This is a genomic window from Ignavibacteria bacterium (assembly GCA_013177855.1).
Classification (GTDB): Bacteria; Bacteroidota; Ignavibacteria; order Ch128b; family Ch128b; genus Ch128b.
This window is the reverse complement of record JABLYA010000001.1, coordinates 853,857-872,446: the sequence shown is the minus strand read 5'-3', so window position 1 is coordinate 872,446 and position 18,590 is coordinate 853,857. Positions and strand designations below refer to the sequence as shown.

The 18,590-nt window shown below is 33.9% G+C and carries 18 protein-coding genes; 15 read left to right on the top strand and 3 right to left on the bottom strand.

Features of this window, described 5'->3' with window-relative positions; genetic code table 11:
• Window positions 1-138 precede the first annotated feature (138 nt).
• Genes HPY57_03680 through nuoF form a run of 6 tightly spaced genes read left to right on the top strand, consistent with a single transcriptional unit; the run spans window position 139 to window position 4,578 of the window.
• On the top strand, window positions 139-507 hold the full coding sequence (locus HPY57_03680; GenBank protein NPV10871.1) for an NADH-quinone oxidoreductase subunit A: 369 nt from the start codon (window positions 139-141) through the stop codon (window positions 505-507).
• Complete coding sequence (locus tag HPY57_03675; GenBank protein NPV10870.1) at window positions 498-1,022, top strand: NADH-quinone oxidoreductase subunit B; 525 nt, start codon at window positions 498-500, stop codon at window positions 1,020-1,022. Before HPY57_03680 ends, HPY57_03675 begins: the two co-directional genes overlap by 10 nt.
• Window positions 1,006-1,488, top strand: a complete 483-nt coding sequence (locus HPY57_03670; GenBank protein NPV10869.1) for an NADH-quinone oxidoreductase subunit C — start codon at window positions 1,006-1,008, stop codon at window positions 1,486-1,488. The genes HPY57_03675 and HPY57_03670 overlap by 17 nt, the downstream gene beginning before the upstream one ends.
• 2 nt (window positions 1,489-1,490) lie before the next feature.
• Window positions 1,491-2,747: an NADH dehydrogenase (quinone) subunit D gene (gene nuoD, locus HPY57_03665; protein ID NPV10868.1), complete on the top strand. Its 1,257-nt coding sequence runs from the start codon at window positions 1,491-1,493 to the stop codon at window positions 2,745-2,747.
• A gap of 2 nt (window positions 2,748-2,749) precedes the next feature.
• Window positions 2,750-3,247: an NADH-quinone oxidoreductase subunit NuoE gene (nuoE, locus tag HPY57_03660; protein NPV10867.1), complete on the top strand. Its 498-nt coding sequence runs from the start codon at window positions 2,750-2,752 to the stop codon at window positions 3,245-3,247.
• Window positions 3,244-4,578, top strand: a complete 1,335-nt coding sequence (gene nuoF / locus HPY57_03655; GenBank protein ID NPV10866.1) for an NADH-quinone oxidoreductase subunit NuoF — start codon at window positions 3,244-3,246, stop codon at window positions 4,576-4,578. The genes nuoE and nuoF overlap by 4 nt, the downstream gene beginning before the upstream one ends.
• 89 nt (window positions 4,579-4,667) lie before the next feature.
• Here the strand turns inward: nuoF and HPY57_03650 are convergent, their stop codons facing one another.
• Together HPY57_03650 and HPY57_03645 are read right to left on the bottom strand one after the other, a co-directional pair.
• A complete protein-coding gene (locus tag HPY57_03650; protein ID NPV10865.1) occupies window positions 4,668-6,473 on the bottom strand; it encodes a M28 family peptidase in 1,806 nt (601 codons plus the stop codon).
• Between the two features lie 17 nt (window positions 6,474-6,490).
• Window positions 6,491-7,546, bottom strand: coding sequence for a hypothetical protein (locus HPY57_03645; GenBank protein NPV10864.1), 1,056 nt, complete (start codon window positions 7,544-7,546; stop codon window positions 6,491-6,493).
• A gap of 170 nt (window positions 7,547-7,716) precedes the next feature.
• Here HPY57_03645 and glgP point away from each other — a divergent pair, with 170 nt between their 5' ends.
• A complete protein-coding gene (gene glgP / locus HPY57_03640) occupies window positions 7,717-10,272 on the top strand; it encodes an alpha-glucan family phosphorylase (GenBank protein ID NPV10863.1) in 2,556 nt (851 codons plus the stop codon).
• On the opposite strand, the gene HPY57_03635 is transcribed toward glgP, so the two are convergent.
• Window positions 10,266-10,724, bottom strand: coding sequence for an 8-oxo-dGTP diphosphatase (locus HPY57_03635; protein NPV10862.1), 459 nt, complete (start codon window positions 10,722-10,724; stop codon window positions 10,266-10,268). The genes glgP and HPY57_03635 overlap by 7 nt on opposite strands.
• A gap of 78 nt (window positions 10,725-10,802) precedes the next feature.
• Between HPY57_03635 and HPY57_03630 the strand changes: the two genes are divergently transcribed.
• The 8 genes from HPY57_03630 to HPY57_03595 all read left to right on the top strand — a co-directional run bounded on the left by HPY57_03630 (window position 10,803) and on the right by HPY57_03595 (window position 18,589).
• On the top strand, window positions 10,803-11,288 hold the full coding sequence (locus HPY57_03630; GenBank protein ID NPV10861.1) for a hypothetical protein: 486 nt from the start codon (window positions 10,803-10,805) through the stop codon (window positions 11,286-11,288).
• 2 nt (window positions 11,289-11,290) lie between these two features.
• A complete protein-coding gene (locus HPY57_03625) occupies window positions 11,291-11,863 on the top strand; it encodes a hypothetical protein (protein NPV10860.1) in 573 nt (190 codons plus the stop codon).
• An 8-nt stretch (window positions 11,864-11,871) separates the two neighbouring features.
• Complete coding sequence (locus HPY57_03620; protein NPV10859.1) at window positions 11,872-12,984, top strand: hypothetical protein; 1,113 nt, start codon at window positions 11,872-11,874, stop codon at window positions 12,982-12,984.
• Between the two features lie 18 nt (window positions 12,985-13,002).
• Window positions 13,003-14,130: a hypothetical protein gene (locus tag HPY57_03615; GenBank protein NPV10858.1), complete on the top strand. Its 1,128-nt coding sequence runs from the start codon at window positions 13,003-13,005 to the stop codon at window positions 14,128-14,130.
• Window positions 14,131-14,216: 86 nt separating this feature from the next.
• Window positions 14,217-14,600: a hypothetical protein gene (locus HPY57_03610; protein ID NPV10857.1), complete on the top strand. Its 384-nt coding sequence runs from the start codon at window positions 14,217-14,219 to the stop codon at window positions 14,598-14,600.
• A gap of 224 nt (window positions 14,601-14,824) precedes the next feature.
• Window positions 14,825-15,208, top strand: a complete 384-nt coding sequence (locus tag HPY57_03605; GenBank protein ID NPV10856.1) for a hypothetical protein — start codon at window positions 14,825-14,827, stop codon at window positions 15,206-15,208.
• 216 nt (window positions 15,209-15,424) lie between these two features.
• A complete protein-coding gene (locus HPY57_03600) occupies window positions 15,425-16,801 on the top strand; it encodes a type II secretion system F family protein (protein NPV10855.1) in 1,377 nt (458 codons plus the stop codon).
• A complete protein-coding gene (locus tag HPY57_03595; protein NPV10854.1) occupies window positions 16,802-18,589 on the top strand; it encodes a type II/IV secretion system protein in 1,788 nt (595 codons plus the stop codon). It abuts the gene before it with no gap.
• The last annotated feature ends 1 nt before the right edge of the window (window position 18,590 follow it).

The window sequence follows — 18,590 nt, the reverse complement described above, 5'->3', positions numbered from 1 at the left end:
AAAAGAGGTATTTAATTTCAAATTAATTTTATTGAAGATTTAAGCTAAGCAAATCTTTAATCAAAAAATTTTGAAGTGGTAATTTTTAGTAAATTGATTTTACTTCAATCAATATCTATTTTTGAAAAAAATTTTGATATGATTGAACAATATATACCACTTATTCTCGCAATATTCATCGCACTTGTTTTTTCAGTCGTGATGCTCAAAGCATCGTCATGGTTTGGACCTCAGAGACCAAATCCAGAAAAGCTTTCAACATACGAAAGCGGAATGGAACCCGTAAGAACTGCCCGCGAAAGATTCAGTGTTAAGTTTTATATCGTTGCAATGCTTTTTATTGTATTTGATATCGAAGTGGTTTTCTTATATCCATGGGCAGTTAATTTGAAAAATCTCAGTCAATCATTTGGATTTTTTATAATTGCTGAGATGTTTGTATTTATAATAATACTCTTAGCAGGTTATTTCTATCTGCTAAAGAAAGGAGCATTGAAATGGGATTAGAAACAAAGCTTAATGTTCCATACATTGCAACGACTATAGATGCAGTTATCAAGTGGGCAAGAAAAAATTCTTTGTGGCCTATGCCTCTCGGAATTTCTTGCTGTGCAATTGAGATGATGGCAGCTGCCGATCCTCGATTTGATATTGCTCGTTTCGGTAGTGAAGTTATGAGATTTACTCCACGTCAATGTGATCTTTTAATTGTCGCTGGAACCGTCACGTATAAAATGGCTAAAGTTGTTAGAAAAATTTATGACCAGATGCCCGAACCGAAATGGGTCATATCGATGGGTGCTTGTGCTTCAAGCGGTGGAATGTTTAGATCATACTCAGTTGTGCAGGGGATCGATCAATTCGTTCCTGTTGATGTATATGTTGCTGGCTGTCCCCCACGTCCAGAAAATTTACTTAATGCAATTCTTGAAATCCAAAAGAAAGTTGGTAAAACCAGCACTTTTGAATTTGACGATAAACCAATGATTGAACTTCCGGTGATCAATGAAAGAAAAAATTGAATCAAAACTTCGCGAAAAATTCCCACAAGCCATTTTAGAAGTTAATGACTTTAGAGGCGACTTAACCTTTTTAGTCGATAAAAATTCGATCGTCGAGATCTGCAAATTTCTCAAAGAAGATGATGAGCTTGCTTTTGATTTGCTTGTTGACTTGTGCGGCGTAGATCGTGCAAAACGAAAAGATAGGTTTGAAGTCGTATATCACATCACAAGTTTGAAAAACAAATATAGAATTCGACTGAAAGTCAGGGTTGATGAAAAAGACTGTGTTGTTGATTCTGTAACTTCAGTTTATCCAACAGCGAACTGGCATGAGCGAGAAACTTACGATATGTTTGGCATTACATTTAGAAATCATCCTGATTTAAGACGAATGTATATGCCTGAAGAATTTGAATATCATCCACTTCGAAAAGATTTTCCACTGTTAGGAATTCCAGGATCATTATCACTACCAAAGAAATAGATATGAATACACCACAAGAACAATCATCTTACAAAAGTAAAATTTTAGAAACGCTTTTAACCAAAGCTACTGATGTAGTCATTGAGGATACGCTTGAGAACGGAATGGTTCTCAATATGGGTCCTCAGCATCCAGCTACTCATGGTGTTCTGAGATTATTAATTCATCTGGATGGTGAAACAGTAATCGGTTGTGTTCCAGAACTCGGTTATTTACATCGTGGTTATGAGAAAATAGCTGAAAATTCAACTTATCATGAATTTATTCCACACACTGATAGATTGGATTATCTTGCACCATTAAGTAACAATACTGCGTTTGCTTTAGCGGTTGAAAAATTAGCTGGCGTTGAAGCACCTAAGAGAGCTCAATATATAAGAATGATCATCTCAGAGATGGCGAGAATTGCTTCGCATCTTGTTGCTATTGGAACAATGGCAATGGATGTTGGCGCTCTTACAGTTCTTCTCTGGGCTTTCCGCGAAAGAGAAAAACTTCAAGATATAATGGATTTGTTAACCGGTGCAAGATTTACTACAAGCTTTACTCGAATTGGAGGAGTTGCTCTCGATTGGACGCCTCAATGCACTGCAATGCTCGAAGATTTTCTTGAGCACTTTGATGAAAATTTAGATGAGATGGAAAGATTATTAAATACAAATCGAATCTTTCTTGAAAGAACTGAAGGAATAGGAGTTATTTCAGCTGAGCAAGCAATTGCAATGGGATTAACCGGTCCAAATTTAAGAGCAACAGGTGTAGATTACGATGTTCGTCGTGCTTTTCCATATCTTGATTATAATAATATTGATTTCAATGTCATTACTTACAAAGAAGGCGATTCGCTTGCAAGATATTGGGTTAGAGTAGATGAGATGAGAGAAAGCGCCAAAATATTGAGACAATGTCTTGAGAAAATGCCTTCCGGTGATATTCTTGCACATGATCCTAAAAATGTTCTTCCTAAAAAATTTGATGTTTATACCAAGATGGAAGAACTCATACATGATTTTATGTTAGTAAATTTTGGATTAACACCACCAGTTGGTGAAGTTTATTCGAGTGTTGAAAATCCAAAAGGGGAATTAGGTTTTTATATTGTCAGTGATGGAACAGGACACCCGTGGAGATTAAAAATAAGATCTCCCTCATTTGTAAATCTTCAAAGTCTTCCACTTTTAATTAAAGGACATATGGTTTCAGATATTGTTGCCGTCATAGGAAGTATTGATCCTGTGATGGGAGAGGCGGATAAATGAAAATGGAGACAACTGTGGAAATTCAATTCACCGAACAAGAACTTCAAAAAATTGAAAATTTAAAGACACGATATCTTAAACCTGACTCTGTTATTTTAGAAGTCCTTTACTTATTACAAGAAAAATATGGCTATATAAGTCAGGAAGGGATGAAATACGCCGCTGAATTGCTTGGAATTACTGAAGAGCAGGTGCTTGGTGTTGTGACTTTTTATACAATGTTCAATACAAAACCAATTGGGAAATATCATCTTCAGGTTTGTACTAATGTCTCGTGTATGCTTAAAGGTGCTTATGATCTTCTAAAAAAACTTGAGAATGAATTGAATATTAAAAAGGGCGAAACAACTTCAGATGGACTTTTCACGATTTCAGAAGTGGAATGCCTTGGAAGCTGTGGAACTGCTCCTGTAGTTCAGATCAATGAAGATTATTATGAAAATCTGAATGAAGAAAAATTACTTCAAATTATTCAAGAATTAAGAAATAAGACATTATGAGCATAAAAATTTTATTAAAGGATATACCAGATTATCACAAAATTGAAGTTTATCGTCAGCATGGTGGTTATGAGACGATTAAAAAAGCACTTCAAAAATCTCCTGACGAAATAATAGAAGAAGTAAAAAAATCAGGCTTGAGGGGACGTGGTGGTGCTTGCTTCCCAACTGGTTTAAAATGGAGTTTCATGCCGAAGGATAAAAACATTCCTAAGTTTTTATGTATCAATGGAGATGAAAGTGAGCCTGGTTCATTTAAAGACAGACAAATTTTTGAATTTAATCCTCATCAATTAATTGAAGGAATTTTAATTTCAGCTTATGCAATTGGTGCACAAACCTGTTACATTTACATTCGTGGTGAGTATGTAAAATGGATTCGTTTGATGCAAAAAGCTTTAGACGATGCTTATGAAGCAGGTTTCGTTGGTGAGAAGATGAGAGAAACTTTTGATACTGATTTCTACACAAATATTTACATTCATCGTGGTGCTGGCGCTTACATTTGCGGAGAAGAATCTGCTTTGATGAATTCAATTGAAGGTAAGAGAGGATATCCAAGAGTAAAACCGCCTTTTCCAGCTCAGTATGGTTTATGGGGATATCCAACAACAATTAATAATGTTGAGACAATAGCAAATGTCCCGGCGATAATTAAAAATGGTGCTGAATGGTTTGCAAGCATTGGAGAACCCAAACATCCTGGTACTTTGCTTTTTGGTGTAAGTGGTCATGTCAATAAACCTGGAGTTTACGAGTTACCTACCGGTACTTTGTTGACTGATATCATCTACAAATATGCTGGTGGTGTTCCGGGAAATAAAAAAATTAAGTGTGTTATCCCTGGTGGAACATCAATGCCGCCAATTCGCGGTGATCAAATTGAAGGTTTGAAAATGGATGCTGAATCGCTTAAACAAGTTGGTTCAGCAATTGGAACTGGCGGAATTATCGTAATGGATGAAGACACAGATCTGGTTAAAGTTTTGGCGCGGATTACAAAATTCTACTGGCATGAATCCTGTGGACAGTGTACTCCTTGCCGTGAAGGAACAGGCTGGATGTTGAAAATTTTGAATCGCATTCTTGATGGAAGAGGAACAAGCAAAGATCTTGATTTATTAATTGATGTCGCAAATAATATTGAAGGTCATACAATTTGCGCTTTAGGCGATGCAGCTGCATGGCCAGTTAAATTTATGATTGAAAGATTTAGAGATGAATTTGAAGCTCGTGTAAATAAGTCAATTAAGATTGATATTCCCAATAAAGTTCACTCAATGAGAAAAACAGTAATTCCACTCAATGAAATAAAGATTAATGATAATTAAGTGTTGTTTTTCGATTTAAAACTTAAAACCCCGGAAGTTCCGGGGTTTTTTATTTTGAAATAATTAAAACTTATAGCTGATTAATTTAATTATCTGCTTCCAAGCTCAATGACAACTTTTACTTCCTGACCATTTCGCAATACAACAACATCCACTTTATCGCCAGGTTTGTAGCCTTGCATTGCATACATATAATCATAAATATTTTTTACTGGTTTATCTCCAAATTTGATTATGATATCACCAGCTTTCAAACCTGCTTTTTCTGCCGGGCTTCCATCATTAACACCTGCAATTTTAAAACCTTCAACCTGTTCTGAGTAATCGGGGATTGTTCCAACATAAACGCGAATATTCATTCTTCTTCCCTGTTGGGGCGCCTCACCTTGAACTTTAGTGAATTCAATTTTTTCTGGATTACTAACTAAGTCGGTTACAACACCAGAGACTAACTTTAGAACTTTTTCCATTCCAGCAAAATTAATTTTATCGACATCATCACTTGGTTTGTGATAGTCTTGATGTGTTCCGGTGAAGAAGAACAAAACAGGAATATTTTTAGAATAAAATGATGAATGATCACTTGGTCCAAATCCGCCGTCAATGAAATTAAATTTGAATGATGAATCAGAGTTCAATTTGTTCAGCAGAGGTTTCCATTTTGGTGAAGTTCCAGTTCCATAAACTGTGAGCCGATTTTCGTTCAACCGCCCAATCATATCCATATTTATCATTGCAACAATTTGGTTGATAGGAACAGTTGGATTATCAACAAAGTGTTTTGAACCAAGTAAGCCGAGTTCTTCTCCAGAGAAAAGAATAAATAAGAGGCTTCTTTTTAATTGATTCTTTCTTGCTGAAAAATATTCAGCAAGTTCTAAGACTCCTGATGTTCCAGATGCGTTATCATCGGCTCCATTATGAACTTGAGGCTCTTTACTTGATGCGAGAGACCCACGTCCACCCATTCCAAGATGATCATAATGAGCACCGATAACAACTATCTCATTTTTTAATTGTGGATCATTCCCTTCAAGAAATGCAATTACATTTCTGGTTTCTTTAATCACAGGTTCAAGTTCAACAGTTACTTTTGCGTAGGAACTTTGAAGCTTAAAAGAATTTGGTCTCTGCAAAGAATCAATCCCTTTTTGAATTGCCAATAAATCCAATCCAGCTTTTTCGAAAATCTCTTTCGCTTTTTCTGTATTTATCGATACAACAGGAATACCAGCATTCATTGCAGCAGGATCCGGAACAAGAGAAATGAGCTTGTCATTCTCAACCGTATTTGGTCCTGTAAATAGAATAACTGCTTTGGCACCTTTATTTTTTGCAGCAGATACTTTGAAATTTGATTGAACTTTGAAACCAAACTTTGTATCAGGTTTATCGCCTTCTGGGGAATATCTCATTATTAAGGCAATTTTATCCTTCAAATCGATATCAGAATAGTCATTGTAACCGAGGTCTTCGGCTTCAATACCATAACCAGCAAATACTAATTCACCTTCGACAGAACCATTACCGGAAAATCCAGTTGGTTGATAATCTACTTTAAGTGTAAAATTGATTTCTTGAGAATTTAATTTGACAAAAAGCGAATTATTCTCTTTTAATTTTAAATCAGTAGTAACTTTAAATTTTTGGAAATATCCATCTTCACCCTTCGGTTTCAATCCAAGATTCTTAAAATATTTAGCTAAATATTCGCTTGCTTTGTCGATTTCTGGTGTTCCTGTACCTCTTCCTTTCAATTCATCTGATGCTAAAAAACTTAAGTGATTGAATAAGTCCTTTTGATCTATATCTGGATTTGTTTGTGGGATTTTTAAGGTTGAGCAAGAAACAATAAAAACTAAAATAAGAGAAATAATTTGATAATATCTTTTCATTTTTTTACTCCTAAATTTTAATCGACCCAATCAGCGATGAAAACATTTGTTTCACCTGGTTTTGTGTTAAATCGATTTGAACAGAAAATTAATTTTTTACCATCTCGGGTAAACATTGGGAAACCATCAAAAGTCTCATTGAATGTTACCTGTTCAAGTCCAGTTCCATCGATATTAATAATATAAAGATCAAAGTTTCTCTTGTCTTTACTATTTACATTCGAGCAGAAAATAATTCTTTTCCCGTCTGGATGGAAGAATGGTGCGAAGTTAGCAGCTCCATTATTTGTAACTTGTCTTATATTACTACCATCCGCATCACAAACAAAAATTTCGAGATTGGTTGGACGAACATAACCATACTTTACAAGTTCTTCATAATCTTTTAATTCTTTTTCATTTTTTGGACGGCTTGCTCTAAAAACAATTTTGCTTCCATCCCAAGAAAAGAAAGCTCCGCCATCATATCCTTTTTCGAATGTAATTCTTTTAAGATCTGAACCATCAATGTTCATAGTGTAAAGTTCTGGATCTCCAGTTCTTGTTGATGTGAAAACAATTTTATCGCCTTTGGGTGATACTGTTGCCTCAGCATCATATCCATAATCACAGGTTAACTGACGAACAATATTCCCATTAAGATCGGCTACGAACAAATCAAAGGTTTCATATAATTTCCATACATACCCTTTGCTTCTGTCTGGTGGTTCCGGACAATCTTTATCATAATGATGAGTTGATGCATAAAGGATTAAAGTATCGCCAGGAAGAAAATAAGCACAGGTGGTTCTTCCCATTCCAGTAGAAATTAACTTTTGCTCTGTCCCATCGATATTCATCATAAAAATTTGATCACATTTTAAGTTATCTCTGGTTGATTGAAAAACAATCTTCTGCTCATCAAATGATAAATACGCTTCTGCATTTTCTCCACCGTTTGTAAGCATCTGAATATTTTTGAGACGCTTTTCTTCAGGGAATCTATATGGATCATTTGTGGTTTTATTTATGTCTTCTGTTTGTGAAAACAAATTTGAAAAAGCAAGAAGCAAAATCATCAAAAATATTTTCATATAATCTCCATTTTTTATTTTTCGAATTTAATAAAATAAGAAGGTTTAGGAAGTGAAATAAATTCAACCCAAAATCAAATTTTAATGTAAATGTTACCAAAATTCTTTCCATCCGATTTTTTATATTGAGATTATGATGATATGAAAAAAGAAAGAGGTAAAAGAACATTATGCCAAAAGTAATTGGAAGTTATCAGGTTACACCAATTATCCCTGAAAAAATTTCTGGATTAAAAGAATTAGCTTATAATTTATTCTGGACATGGAATCCAGATATTTTTGATTTGTTTAGAAGAATTGATGAAGATCTATGGGAATCGACACAGCACAATCCTGTTTTAATGCTCGGGTTAATTTCACAGCAAAGATTAAATGAACTTGCAGAGGACTCAGGTTTCCTCTCTCATTATGCAAGGTCTATCAATAAATTGAATGAATATCTGCTCGAGGAAACCTGGTTTCAGAAAAAATACGGTAAGAACAATAAACATATTTATGCTTACTTTTCGATGGAATATGGATTGACTGATTGTTTGAAATTTTATTCCGGTGGTCTCGGTGTTCTTTCTGGCGATACATTAAAATCATCAAGTGATCTTGGATTACCACTCGTAGGAGTTGGACTTGCATATAAAGAAGGTTACTTTCAACAATATTTGAATTCAGAGGGCTGGCAACTGGAGACCTATCCAATAAACGATTTTTATAATTTGCCAATGACGCTTATTAGAGAGGAAAATGGTGAGCCGCTTAAAATTTCAATTGACTTCCCCAATAGAGAGTTGAAAGTTCAAATCTGGAAAATTCAAGTTGGGAGAGTACCCCTTTATTTACTCGATGCAAATGTTCCGGAGAATCCAGATGATTATCGTTCAATAACAAATGGTCTTTATAGAGGAACTATTGAAACAAGAATTCAACAGGAAATTATTCTAGGTGTTGGAGGAATTCGTGCGTTGAGGGCAATGGGTTATTGTCCTGAAATATGTCATATGAACGAAGGTCATAGTGCGTTTCTTTCTATTGAAAAGATCAGAATTTTAATGAGAGAAAATCATCTTACCTTTGAAGAGGCAAAACAAATCGGTTATATGACAAATGTATTTACCACACATACTCCAGTTCCCGCAGGATTTGATATTTTCTCTGGTGAATTGATGGAAAAATATTTCAAGCATATCAGAGAAGAACTTCATCTTTCCTATGAAGATTTTATGAGGCTTGGAAATCTTGATGATGAGAAAAAAGATTCATTTAATATGGCTCATCTTGCAATGAGAATGAGCGGACATATCAATGGTGTGAGTAAACTCCATAGTCAGGTTTCAAAAAATATGTGGGCTTTTGGCTGGAAAGGTGTCCCGAAAGATGAAATACCAATTCATGCAATTACTAATGGTGTTCATTTACAGTCTCATTTATCTCATGATATGATTAATTTATTTAATCGATACCTCGGTGAAGAATGGATTGATAACATTGATGATCAGGAATTATGGAAAAAAGTCGATAAGATTCCCGATATCGAATTATGGCGAACACACGAAAGAAGAAGAGAGCGTTTGGTTGCTTTTGCCAGACAAAATCTTAGAAAACAACTTATCAGACAGGGTGCTTCATTCAGCGAAATTGAAAAAGCTAACGAAGTTTTAGATCCAAAAGCACTTACAATCGGATTTGCAAGACGATTTGCAACTTACAAAAGAGCAACATTGATCTTTAAAGATATTGAGAGATTAAAAAAGATTTTGAGTAATGAAGAGTTTCCAGTTCAAATTATCTTCGCAGGAAAAGCCCACCCTCAGGATGAAGAAGGTAAAAAACTAATTAAAGAAATCAACCAAATGAGCAAACTTCCCGAGTTTAGGAGAAAAATAGTATTCCTCGAAAATTATGATATGAATATTGCCCGATATCTTGTTCAGGGTTGTGATATTTGGTTAAATACGCCAAGACGACCACTGGAAGCAAGTGGAACAAGCGGAATGAAATCTGCTGTTAATGCTTGTTTGAATTTAAGTATCCTTGATGGTTGGTGGTGTGAAGGATATAGTCCAGAACTCGGTTGGGCAATTGGTCTTGGAGAGGAATATGAAGATTTGAAATATCAGGATGAAGTTGAAGCGAATTTGATTTACCAGATTTTAGAAAAAGAAATTGTTCCAATGTTTTATAAACGAAGTCAGGATGATATTCCTCGGGAATGGGTTCAGATGATGAAAAACTCTTTAAAGAAATTACCGGGATATTTTAATACTCACAGAATGATGAAAGAATATTTACAAAAATTTTATTTACCCGGCGCTAAAAATAAACTCGATTGTTGTGCAAATGACTTTGTTAAAATTAAAGAATTCGTTCAATGGAAAAATAAGGTTCGGCAGAATTGGACAAGTATTCGAGTCGAGAATGTGCAATGTTCCTGTAATAGCGAAGTTTACGTTGGTCAAAATGTTAAAGTCAAGGCGAATGTTTTTCTTGGTGATTTATCTCCAGATGATGTTTCGGTAGAAATTTTTTATGGAAAACTCAATGGCTCAGACACACTTGAATCAGGAAGTATTGCTCAAATGAAAGCCCTGAAAAAGTCAGATAATTATTATGAGTATGAGGGAGAAATTCCAAACGATATAACCGGTTTGAAAGGATATACAATTCGAGTTTTACCCAAAAATTCAATGTTCACAAATAAATTTGAAATGGGTTTAATTTATTGGGTTCAATAAAAAATAACCGAGTGAGTAATATACTTCGAGTTTTTGTAAATGAATTTTGCTGAGAAGAAACGCTCCTGATTTAACCATTCAAGAAAATATTTATCACCTTCCCAGAGTGGGAGTTCGGTAATCCTCTCCCACTCAATCCACTCAAGTTCACCTTCATTCGATTCAGTTAATTTGCCGCTAAATTCATTTGCAGTAAAAACGAATACATACCAATCTTCTTCTTCGTCAAAAGCTGGAAATGTAAGAAAACCTTTTAGTTTTGGATTTTTAATTAACAAGCCGCTTTCCTCATAGACTTCACGAATTACACATTCTTCAGGAGTTTCGCCGGGATTAAATTTACCGCCTAGTCCGTTCCATTTTCCGAGATGTATATCGTTTTCTCTTTTATTTCGATTAATCATTAAAACTTTATCGCCTTTAAAAACATAACAAAGTGTTGCAAGTTTCATTTCAAAAACCTCGTTGTTTTATAGCAATTTAATTTTTAAAATACATTTGCAATTTATCGATAATTATTAAAAAGATATATGAATACTGGACAAACCCTATTAGTAACAGTTGGCTTATTACTTTTCACAATATTTGTTTTAACAGTTTACCGAACCACATCATCCCGATTTGCATTCGCTATTGCCAATGAAGCAATAATTTCGGGAACAGCAATCGCTCAATCTATGATTGATGAAATTTCGCAGAAATCTTTTGACGAAAAAACTGTTTCAGGAGTAGTTTCTGTTCCTGATTCTTTAACGCCTGTAAGTGCTCTCGGGCCAGATGTGGGCGAAAATGATCCCACTAAATTTGACGATATTGATGATTATAATAATTTCCAAAAAACTGATAGCTTAAGCCGACTTGGAAACTTCAAAACTCGAGTAAGTGTATATTATGTGAGTTCAGGTAATCCAGATTTGAAAAGTCTGAGCAGAACATTCTACAAAAGGGTTGATGTTTTTGTTACAAATAATTTTATATCAGATACAATCAAATTATATAGAATAATTTCTTATTAGCTATGTCGAGCTTATTAGACATTATAACTGCCACTTTCATTGGTGCAATTTTAATTTTGATGATTATTGGAATTTCTTTTTATATCCAGAATTCTGCCCAAGAAGTTAATAATGCCAATATCGCTCAAATGAATGTAAAAGAAATTTCTGAAGTACTCGATTATGATTTATATAAAATTGGATTTCGGGTATCGGGAAGCAAAATTCTTTTAGCAGATTCAACAAGATTAACTTTTCTTTCAGATATTGATAATAATGGTAAAGTAGATACAATTAGATATTTACTAGGAAACCCTGCTGATCTATCCTCAACTCCAAATCCAAATGATAGAATTTTGTATCGAATACTAAATAATGAGCCATTGCGGGGCTCAAATTTGGGAGTTGTTGACTTTAAATTTACTTATTATGATTCTTCAAATATTAAAATTAATTACTCATCATTGGTTAGTCAGACGCAGCGGGATAGAATAAAATCAATTGAGTATTATATCAAAGTTGAGTCCCTATATCCTATTGAAGGTTATTATCCGGGTGCAGAAATTAAAAAAATAGTTCGTCCCAAAAATTTATAGGAGCGAATATGGGTAGAGCAGTAATAATAATTTTAATTGGGGCTTTGGTGATTTTTGGCTTATATACAATATCATCAATGAAATCAGAAAAAGAAGCCTATAACAAATCTTTCGAATCCTATAGAAACAATTATGTCAGAAATATATCACTTAGTATGATTGATATTTTGATGACGAAGTTAGCTGATAGTTCAAACTATCGAGTCAATCAAGAACAAAAGCAGAGTCTTCTTGGTGGAACTGCAACTTTTACTATCAAAGACACTGTGCTTGGAAGTGATAGCGTTGTTCAAATTAGAGTATTAGCAGAATACGAAGGAATAAAAAAAGAATCTATTGCTTATGTAACATTTGGGTCGGGATTCGTTCCGCCCGTCTTACGAGGAGTTGTTACAGCAAATGCTAATCTAAACAAAACTATTAGTGATATGATAATTGATGGCCGAGATCATGATTTAAATGGCAATTTAATTCCCAAAAATGGAATTTATGGAGTTTCGTCTGGAACGAGTTTTTCAAATTTACAAGGCGCTATGATCGGAGGCACTGTCAATGGTGTTGATTATCCGCCAAAATATCCTGAAGATCCACGTGTGATTGAACAAAATTATAATTGGGGTGGATCGTTCCCTACCAGTCCTGATCAAATTCTAGGTTATCCAGAAGGAACATTAAAAAGCATTGCTCAAAGTAAAGTAAATGGGAGCCAGTATGTTACAAATATTTCCCAACTAAAATATCCACTCAGTGGTGTAACTTATCTAGAATTATCTCCAGCTGAGGTAAAAATTGATTTAGGGAAGTCAGATAATTGGGGGATTCTTGTTGTACATAATTCTACAGGTTCAACGACAGTAACTCAGTTAAAATCATCAAAGCCTTTTAAAGGACTTATTATTGGTGATTATATGTTTCATCTTCATCTTGATATTTTAGGTGGATTGATTTTGCTTTCGCCTAATTTAGAATTAACAAAAGAATGCAAAGGAAACAATGATCACAAAATATACTATTCTTCAGCTGCGATTAAGAACGCAACTTTCTTTGCAAACTCCGTAAGTGGACAGACTGGTATTGGTGGAGGTAAACGTTCTTTATCATTACTTTATTTGTTTGAATAAATATTTGGAGGAATTAAAGTGGGAAGAACCGTCTTAATAGTCTTGTTAATTGTAATAATCATTTTTGGTATTTATTCTATACAGGTTAACCGGACAACTACTCAAGCAGGCGAAAGTTCATCAAAATATTATAGAGATTTTTATGCGAAGAATATCGCAAATTCAATGATAGATATTCTAAAATTAAAGTTAACTCAAGATACTGCTTATCGAGTCCAGAATTTCGAACAAGAGAAATTGATGGGTGGAAAAGTTTTTTACAGAGTTGTGGATACCTTAATTGGATCATCAAGATTAGTAAAAATAAGTGTCGTTGCTAATTATGAAAATACAAGTAAAACAGCCGAAGCATTTATGTCAATTGAGTCAGTTGGTGGTGGAGGACTACCTCCGTTTATGAAGTATGCTGTTTTCAGTGGTAATAATATGCATTTAAATGGTGGGGTAGAAATTACACACGCAGGAAATAATCTTAATGCCAATGTTCATGTTAACGGGAACTTCACAATGAATGGTAACAACTCAATTGATGGATTTTTAACTTATACAGGATATGCCTCCTCTAATCCATCAAGTGCACTAAATAATCGTATCAATCCAATTTCAAATCCTGAAAATTTACCTAAGCACTTTCAAACTTCACAAATAAACATTCCGTCCTTTGATCCAGACCAATATTTAAGTAAAGCCACGGATATTTATTATGGCAATAAAACTTTTAATGGAAATATTACATTAGGGACAAAAGAAAATCCAAAAATAATTTTTGTCACTGGTGATTTAATAATTAATGGAACTGTTACAGGGTATGGTATTTTTATCAGTAAAGGGCAAACAATTATTAATGGTAATGTAAGGCTAAATTCTCCTGATCCAAATGTAAGCAATGTAGGGTTGTACTCAGGTGGAGATTTAATTGTGAATGGTAATGTAACTCTAAATGCTCAAATCTTTTCAAATAAGAATACAATACTGAACGGAAATGTTAAAGTTTATGGAAATATAGTTTCTCGTCAACAGATAAATTTTAATGGAAATGTAAATATTTATTATAAACCTGCAAACGAAGTTTTAACTAAACCAGTTTGGGGTACAGGTTCAGGAAATAATATTGTTCAGGTGAAGATGGTTCACTATTATGAATAATCATGTTGATTCTTTTACTCAATTTTATTTAATTGCTACCAAATAAAAACAACTTAAATAAAAATCAAAAAATGGAGGAATAAACTATGGGTCAACAACAACTCTTATTAATTGTAATTGGAGTAATCATTGTTGGTATCGCTATAGTAGTTGGTATTAACTTAGCAAGTACCAGTGCACAAAGTGCAAATAGAGATGCGGTTATTGCTGATCTCAATAATATTGGAGCTTTTGCTCAACAATACTATCGTAAACCAACAACGATGGGTGGTGGTGGTAACTCATTTACTGGCTGGACTATTCCACCAAATTTAACCAAAACAGCTAATGGAACATATACTGCTACGGTCGGTGCAACAGTTGTGACATTAGTTGGAACTGGTAATGAAACAGGCAATGATGGTAAAAACAAAGTGAAAGCAACTGCGGTCGTTACTCCGACAGGAATCACTGTCACGGTTAATAATTAATTCAAAAAGAAAATAAAATTTAGAACCTAAGAATTCATTAAGTGCCGAGTAATTATCTCGGCACTTTTTTATTTAAAAACTAACTTAAAAATTCGACAATTCTATGAACAAAATCAGAAAGTCTCGTAATCACTTGAATTTTATTTTAATTTATGCATATTTGCATATGAGAGTAGAAAAAATTCTCTCAAAAAAATTGAAAACAAAAAATAAGGAGTAAAACTATGGGTCAACAACAACTTCTTCTAATCGTAATTGGAGTAATCATTGTGGGTATCGCCATTGTGGTAGGCATCAACCTGGCAAGTACTAGCGCACAAAGTGCAAATAGAGACGCGGTAATTGCTGACTTAAATAATATTGGTGCATTTGCACAGCAATATTATAGAAAGCCAACCGCACTTGGTGGTGGCGGGAATTCATTTACTGGTTTTACTATTCCACCTTCTTTGACACAGACCGGTAATGGTACTTACACCGCCACAGTGGCTGCAACTGTTGTAACTATAGTTGGTACTGGTAATGAAACCGGTAATGATGGAAAAAACAAAGTTAAAGCAACAGCAGTAGTGACGCCAGATAATATTACTGTTACGATTAATAACTAAGAAATTTTGAATTAATTTACAGCCGTCGATTTTCGACGGCTTTTTTATTTTAAACTTCAGGGCTTTTTTCATAAATAATTTTATGTTGAATGTGTTTTATTTATTCAAAAAAATTATATAATTGCATTTAGAAAAATGGTTTAAAAGATTTGCATAACTCTTTAAAATTCCATATAATAAGATTGAAAAAAAGACTTATAATTAATTCAGATAAAGATGGCCGAATATCGTTTTAGTGCAATATCATCTTCAGGAAAAACAGTTGTTGGAATTATTCATTCCAGCAATATTTTTAGTGCTCGTCAGAGAATAAATGAGATTGCGCAGAAAAACCAGCTACGTATCAGGTCTATTGAGAAAAAGTCTATATTTCTCTATAAAGCGAAAAAACCTGGAACTGTTAAACCAATACTGGGAGAACAAAAAGCTTATACCGCTGAAGAAGTTGAGCAAGCACTTCGAAAGCTGGGTTACGAAGTTATTTTTGTTAGAAAAAAGTTACTTGATTTTCAACTAAAACCACCCACATCTGAAATTGTATCTTTTGTTAGAATTAGTGCTGATCTATTAAAAGAAAAGATGTCTTACGGAGAAATTCTACAATTAATGATTAATGATGTTACCAATAAAACATTACGCGATGCGTTGAAAGATATTAATAATGATTTAAAGAAAGGTGAGGACAGTGAAAAAGTTTTTAGAAGATATGAGCATGTGCTTGGTAAATTTACAGCTTATATGTTAGGCCTTGCGAGTAAAAGCGGTAATATGGCAGAAATTTACTTGGCAACTGCTAAATTTCTTGAACGAAATCAAGAGTTCCGTAAAAATTTAAGGAGTGCGCTAGTTACACCGACTATTACTGTCATTGCATTAATTTTAACTGTAATTTATTATGTTGCTAAAGTATTTCCTGCAACTGCTGAATTATTTTTAAGATTCGATATCGAATTACCTCCATTAACAGCTGCTACATTAAAACTAAGTCATTTCTTACAGAATAATTTTCTTTACATCATTCTGTTAATGGCATCACCATTCTTATTTTTATTCTATTATTCTCAGACAACAAAGGGTAAGATTGTTCTGCATAAATGGTTGTTAAAATTACCTGTTCTGGGAAATATAGTCCATAAATCAATGATTGAAATCTTCTGTAGGGTATTTTATTCACTTTACACTGGTTCAGCAGAAAATATTGAACCCATCAGGATTGCAGCGGAAGCAACTGGCAATAAATATTTTGAGGATAGAATTAAAAATGTTGCCATTCCTATTATGATTAGAGAGGGTAAAGGTTTAACTGAAGCATTCGAAGCAGCTGGGGTATTTACTAAAACTGCAATTTCAAGGTTTCACGCTGGTGAGGAGACTGGAACGATTAGAAATGTTGCTCTTCAAATTGCAAATTATTATGAAAGTGAGACTACTCACAAACTAAAATTCTTAATTGAAGCTATTCAGCTTGCAATTGCTATGTTTATTATGATTGTCATAACGGCACTTACATTAATTTCTGCGGAAACCGCAACAATTCGTCCAAAATATCCTGGTATGTCTTTTATAATTAATTTAATTCAGGGGTTACTTTAAATGGCCGTTGAATCTTTAGAACAAACAGATAAAGTTGGTTACTGGTTACTTCGAAAAGGATTAATTGATTTAACCACTTTAGAAAAAGCATTACAAGTTAAAAAGACAGATAAAGCAAGAAGAAATCTCGCTCAAATTTTAGTTCAGGATTTTAAGTTTGATCATGATTTAATTTTTGAAGAAGTTGCAGCTGTATACAGATTTGATGTTTACTCACCTGAAAAATACCATTTGACAGATGATGATATAGAAAAGATCAGAAACTTATGGAACAAGGCTTCTGAAGAATTAAGGAATCTTTGTCTTGGAGCAAAAATAATTCCGATAAAATTTGATTCTCAACAAAAGGATAAAATAATAATTGCTGCAACGGATCCAACAAATCGATTGACGCATCAAATTCCAGCAAGTTTAGGTTTTAGAAAGTATGAAGTGATATTTGTGAGGAGAAAAGACTTTGATGAGTTGCTAAATAAAATCCTTCCGCCAGAAAATATTTTTCTTAAGATGCTTGAAGAAGTCCCCGAAGAGATAAGTGTTGAAACGAAGAAAGAGGAAGGTTTAGACGAATCTTTATTAGAAGCGGAAATTCAAAAAAGTGCTTTGATAAATTTAGTTGAAGGGGCTCTTGTGGAAGGAGTTAGAAGAGGAGCAAGTGATATTCATTTTGTTCCTCAAAGTGGAATGAAAACAGAAATACATTTTCGAATTGATGGAAATCTAACTCTATGGTATGTTCAGGAAAACACTTATCCTGAAGCAGTTTTATCAGTTATTAAGGACAGGGCAAGGGGACTTGATAGATTTGAAAGAGAAAAGGCACAGGATGGATTTATACAAAGAAATATCGATGGGCATATTATTCGTTTTCGTGTTTCCATTCTTCCAATGGTTGGAACTGAACTTAGTTCAAAATTCGAATCGTGCGTAATAAGAATTCTTGATGATAGAAAAGTTATCACTGATATTAAAAAGATTGGTTTCGATGGACCTGCTTTTGATTTCTTTATGAAAGCAATTAGTAAACCTCAAGGAATGGTGATATTAACTGGTCCAACAGGTTCTGGTAAAAGTACAACTTTGATCGCTGCGTTGTATCAGGTGATTGATCCAACTGTAAATGTTTTAACCGTTGAAGATCCAGTTGAATATGTCATAAGAGGTGCAAGACAATTAAAAATTGGACCAAAGATGGATTTTGAGCAAGCATTGAGAGCTATTTTGCGTCATGATCCTGATATTGTTTTAGTAGGAGAGATGAGAGATAAGGAGACAGCCGAAATTGCAATTAAACTTGCTAATACTGGTCACTTAACTTTTTCAACATTACACACAAATGATGCACCTAGTGCAATATCCAGATTATTTAAGATGGGCGTTGAACCATTTTTAATTGCATATGCAATTAATATTATCGTCGCTCAAAGATTAATTCGAAAACTTTGTGATAAGTGTAAACGTGTTGCAAAAAATTTTGATAAGGATATTGCAATTGCAGCTGGAATGAGTGAAAAAGATATTAAAGAAACGACTTTTTATGAAGCAGTTGGGTGTCCAGCTTGTTCTAACACTGGTTACAAAGGAAGAATGGCAATACACGAAGCACTCTATTTTAGTCGAGAAATAAGAAGATTAATTGTTAAATCTGGTACTGAAATAGATGAAGAAGCAATTCGTGCTCAAGCAAAGAAAGAAGGAATGTTGACTTTGAGAGAGTCGGGTTTCTTAAGAGTAAAAGCAGGACTTACAACAATTGAAGAAGTAATAGCTTCAACAACGGAAGATTAAT

What these genes read in the sequence shown, in the direction of transcription:
- HPY57_03680 (NPV10871.1), top strand. Translation starts at nt 139, where the DNA reads ATGATTGAACAATATATACCACTTATTCTCGCAATATTCATCGCACTT.
- HPY57_03675 (NPV10870.1), top strand. Translation starts at nt 498, where the DNA reads ATGGGATTAGAAACAAAGCTTAATGTTCCATACATTGCAACGACTATA.
- HPY57_03670 (NPV10869.1), top strand. Translation starts at nt 1,006, where the DNA reads ATGAAAGAAAAAATTGAATCAAAACTTCGCGAAAAATTCCCACAAGCC.
- nuoD (NPV10868.1), top strand. Translation starts at nt 1,491, where the DNA reads ATGAATACACCACAAGAACAATCATCTTACAAAAGTAAAATTTTAGAA.
- nuoE (NPV10867.1), top strand. Translation starts at nt 2,750, where the DNA reads ATGGAGACAACTGTGGAAATTCAATTCACCGAACAAGAACTTCAAAAA.
- nuoF (NPV10866.1), top strand. Translation starts at nt 3,244, where the DNA reads ATGAGCATAAAAATTTTATTAAAGGATATACCAGATTATCACAAAATT.
- HPY57_03650 (NPV10865.1), bottom strand. Translation starts at nt 6,473, where the DNA reads ATGAAAAGATATTATCAAATTATTTCTCTTATTTTAGTTTTTATTGTT.
- HPY57_03645 (NPV10864.1), bottom strand. Translation starts at nt 7,546, where the DNA reads ATGAAAATATTTTTGATGATTTTGCTTCTTGCTTTTTCAAATTTGTTT.
- glgP (NPV10863.1), top strand. Translation starts at nt 7,717, where the DNA reads ATGCCAAAAGTAATTGGAAGTTATCAGGTTACACCAATTATCCCTGAA.
- HPY57_03635 (NPV10862.1), bottom strand. Translation starts at nt 10,724, where the DNA reads ATGAAACTTGCAACACTTTGTTATGTTTTTAAAGGCGATAAAGTTTTA.
- HPY57_03630 (NPV10861.1), top strand. Translation starts at nt 10,803, where the DNA reads ATGAATACTGGACAAACCCTATTAGTAACAGTTGGCTTATTACTTTTC.
- HPY57_03625 (NPV10860.1), top strand. Translation starts at nt 11,291, where the DNA reads ATGTCGAGCTTATTAGACATTATAACTGCCACTTTCATTGGTGCAATT.
- HPY57_03620 (NPV10859.1), top strand. Translation starts at nt 11,872, where the DNA reads ATGGGTAGAGCAGTAATAATAATTTTAATTGGGGCTTTGGTGATTTTT.
- HPY57_03610 (NPV10857.1), top strand. Translation starts at nt 14,217, where the DNA reads ATGGGTCAACAACAACTCTTATTAATTGTAATTGGAGTAATCATTGTT.
- HPY57_03605 (NPV10856.1), top strand. Translation starts at nt 14,825, where the DNA reads ATGGGTCAACAACAACTTCTTCTAATCGTAATTGGAGTAATCATTGTG.
- HPY57_03600 (NPV10855.1), top strand. Translation starts at nt 15,425, where the DNA reads ATGGCCGAATATCGTTTTAGTGCAATATCATCTTCAGGAAAAACAGTT.
- HPY57_03595 (NPV10854.1), top strand. Translation starts at nt 16,802, where the DNA reads ATGGCCGTTGAATCTTTAGAACAAACAGATAAAGTTGGTTACTGGTTA.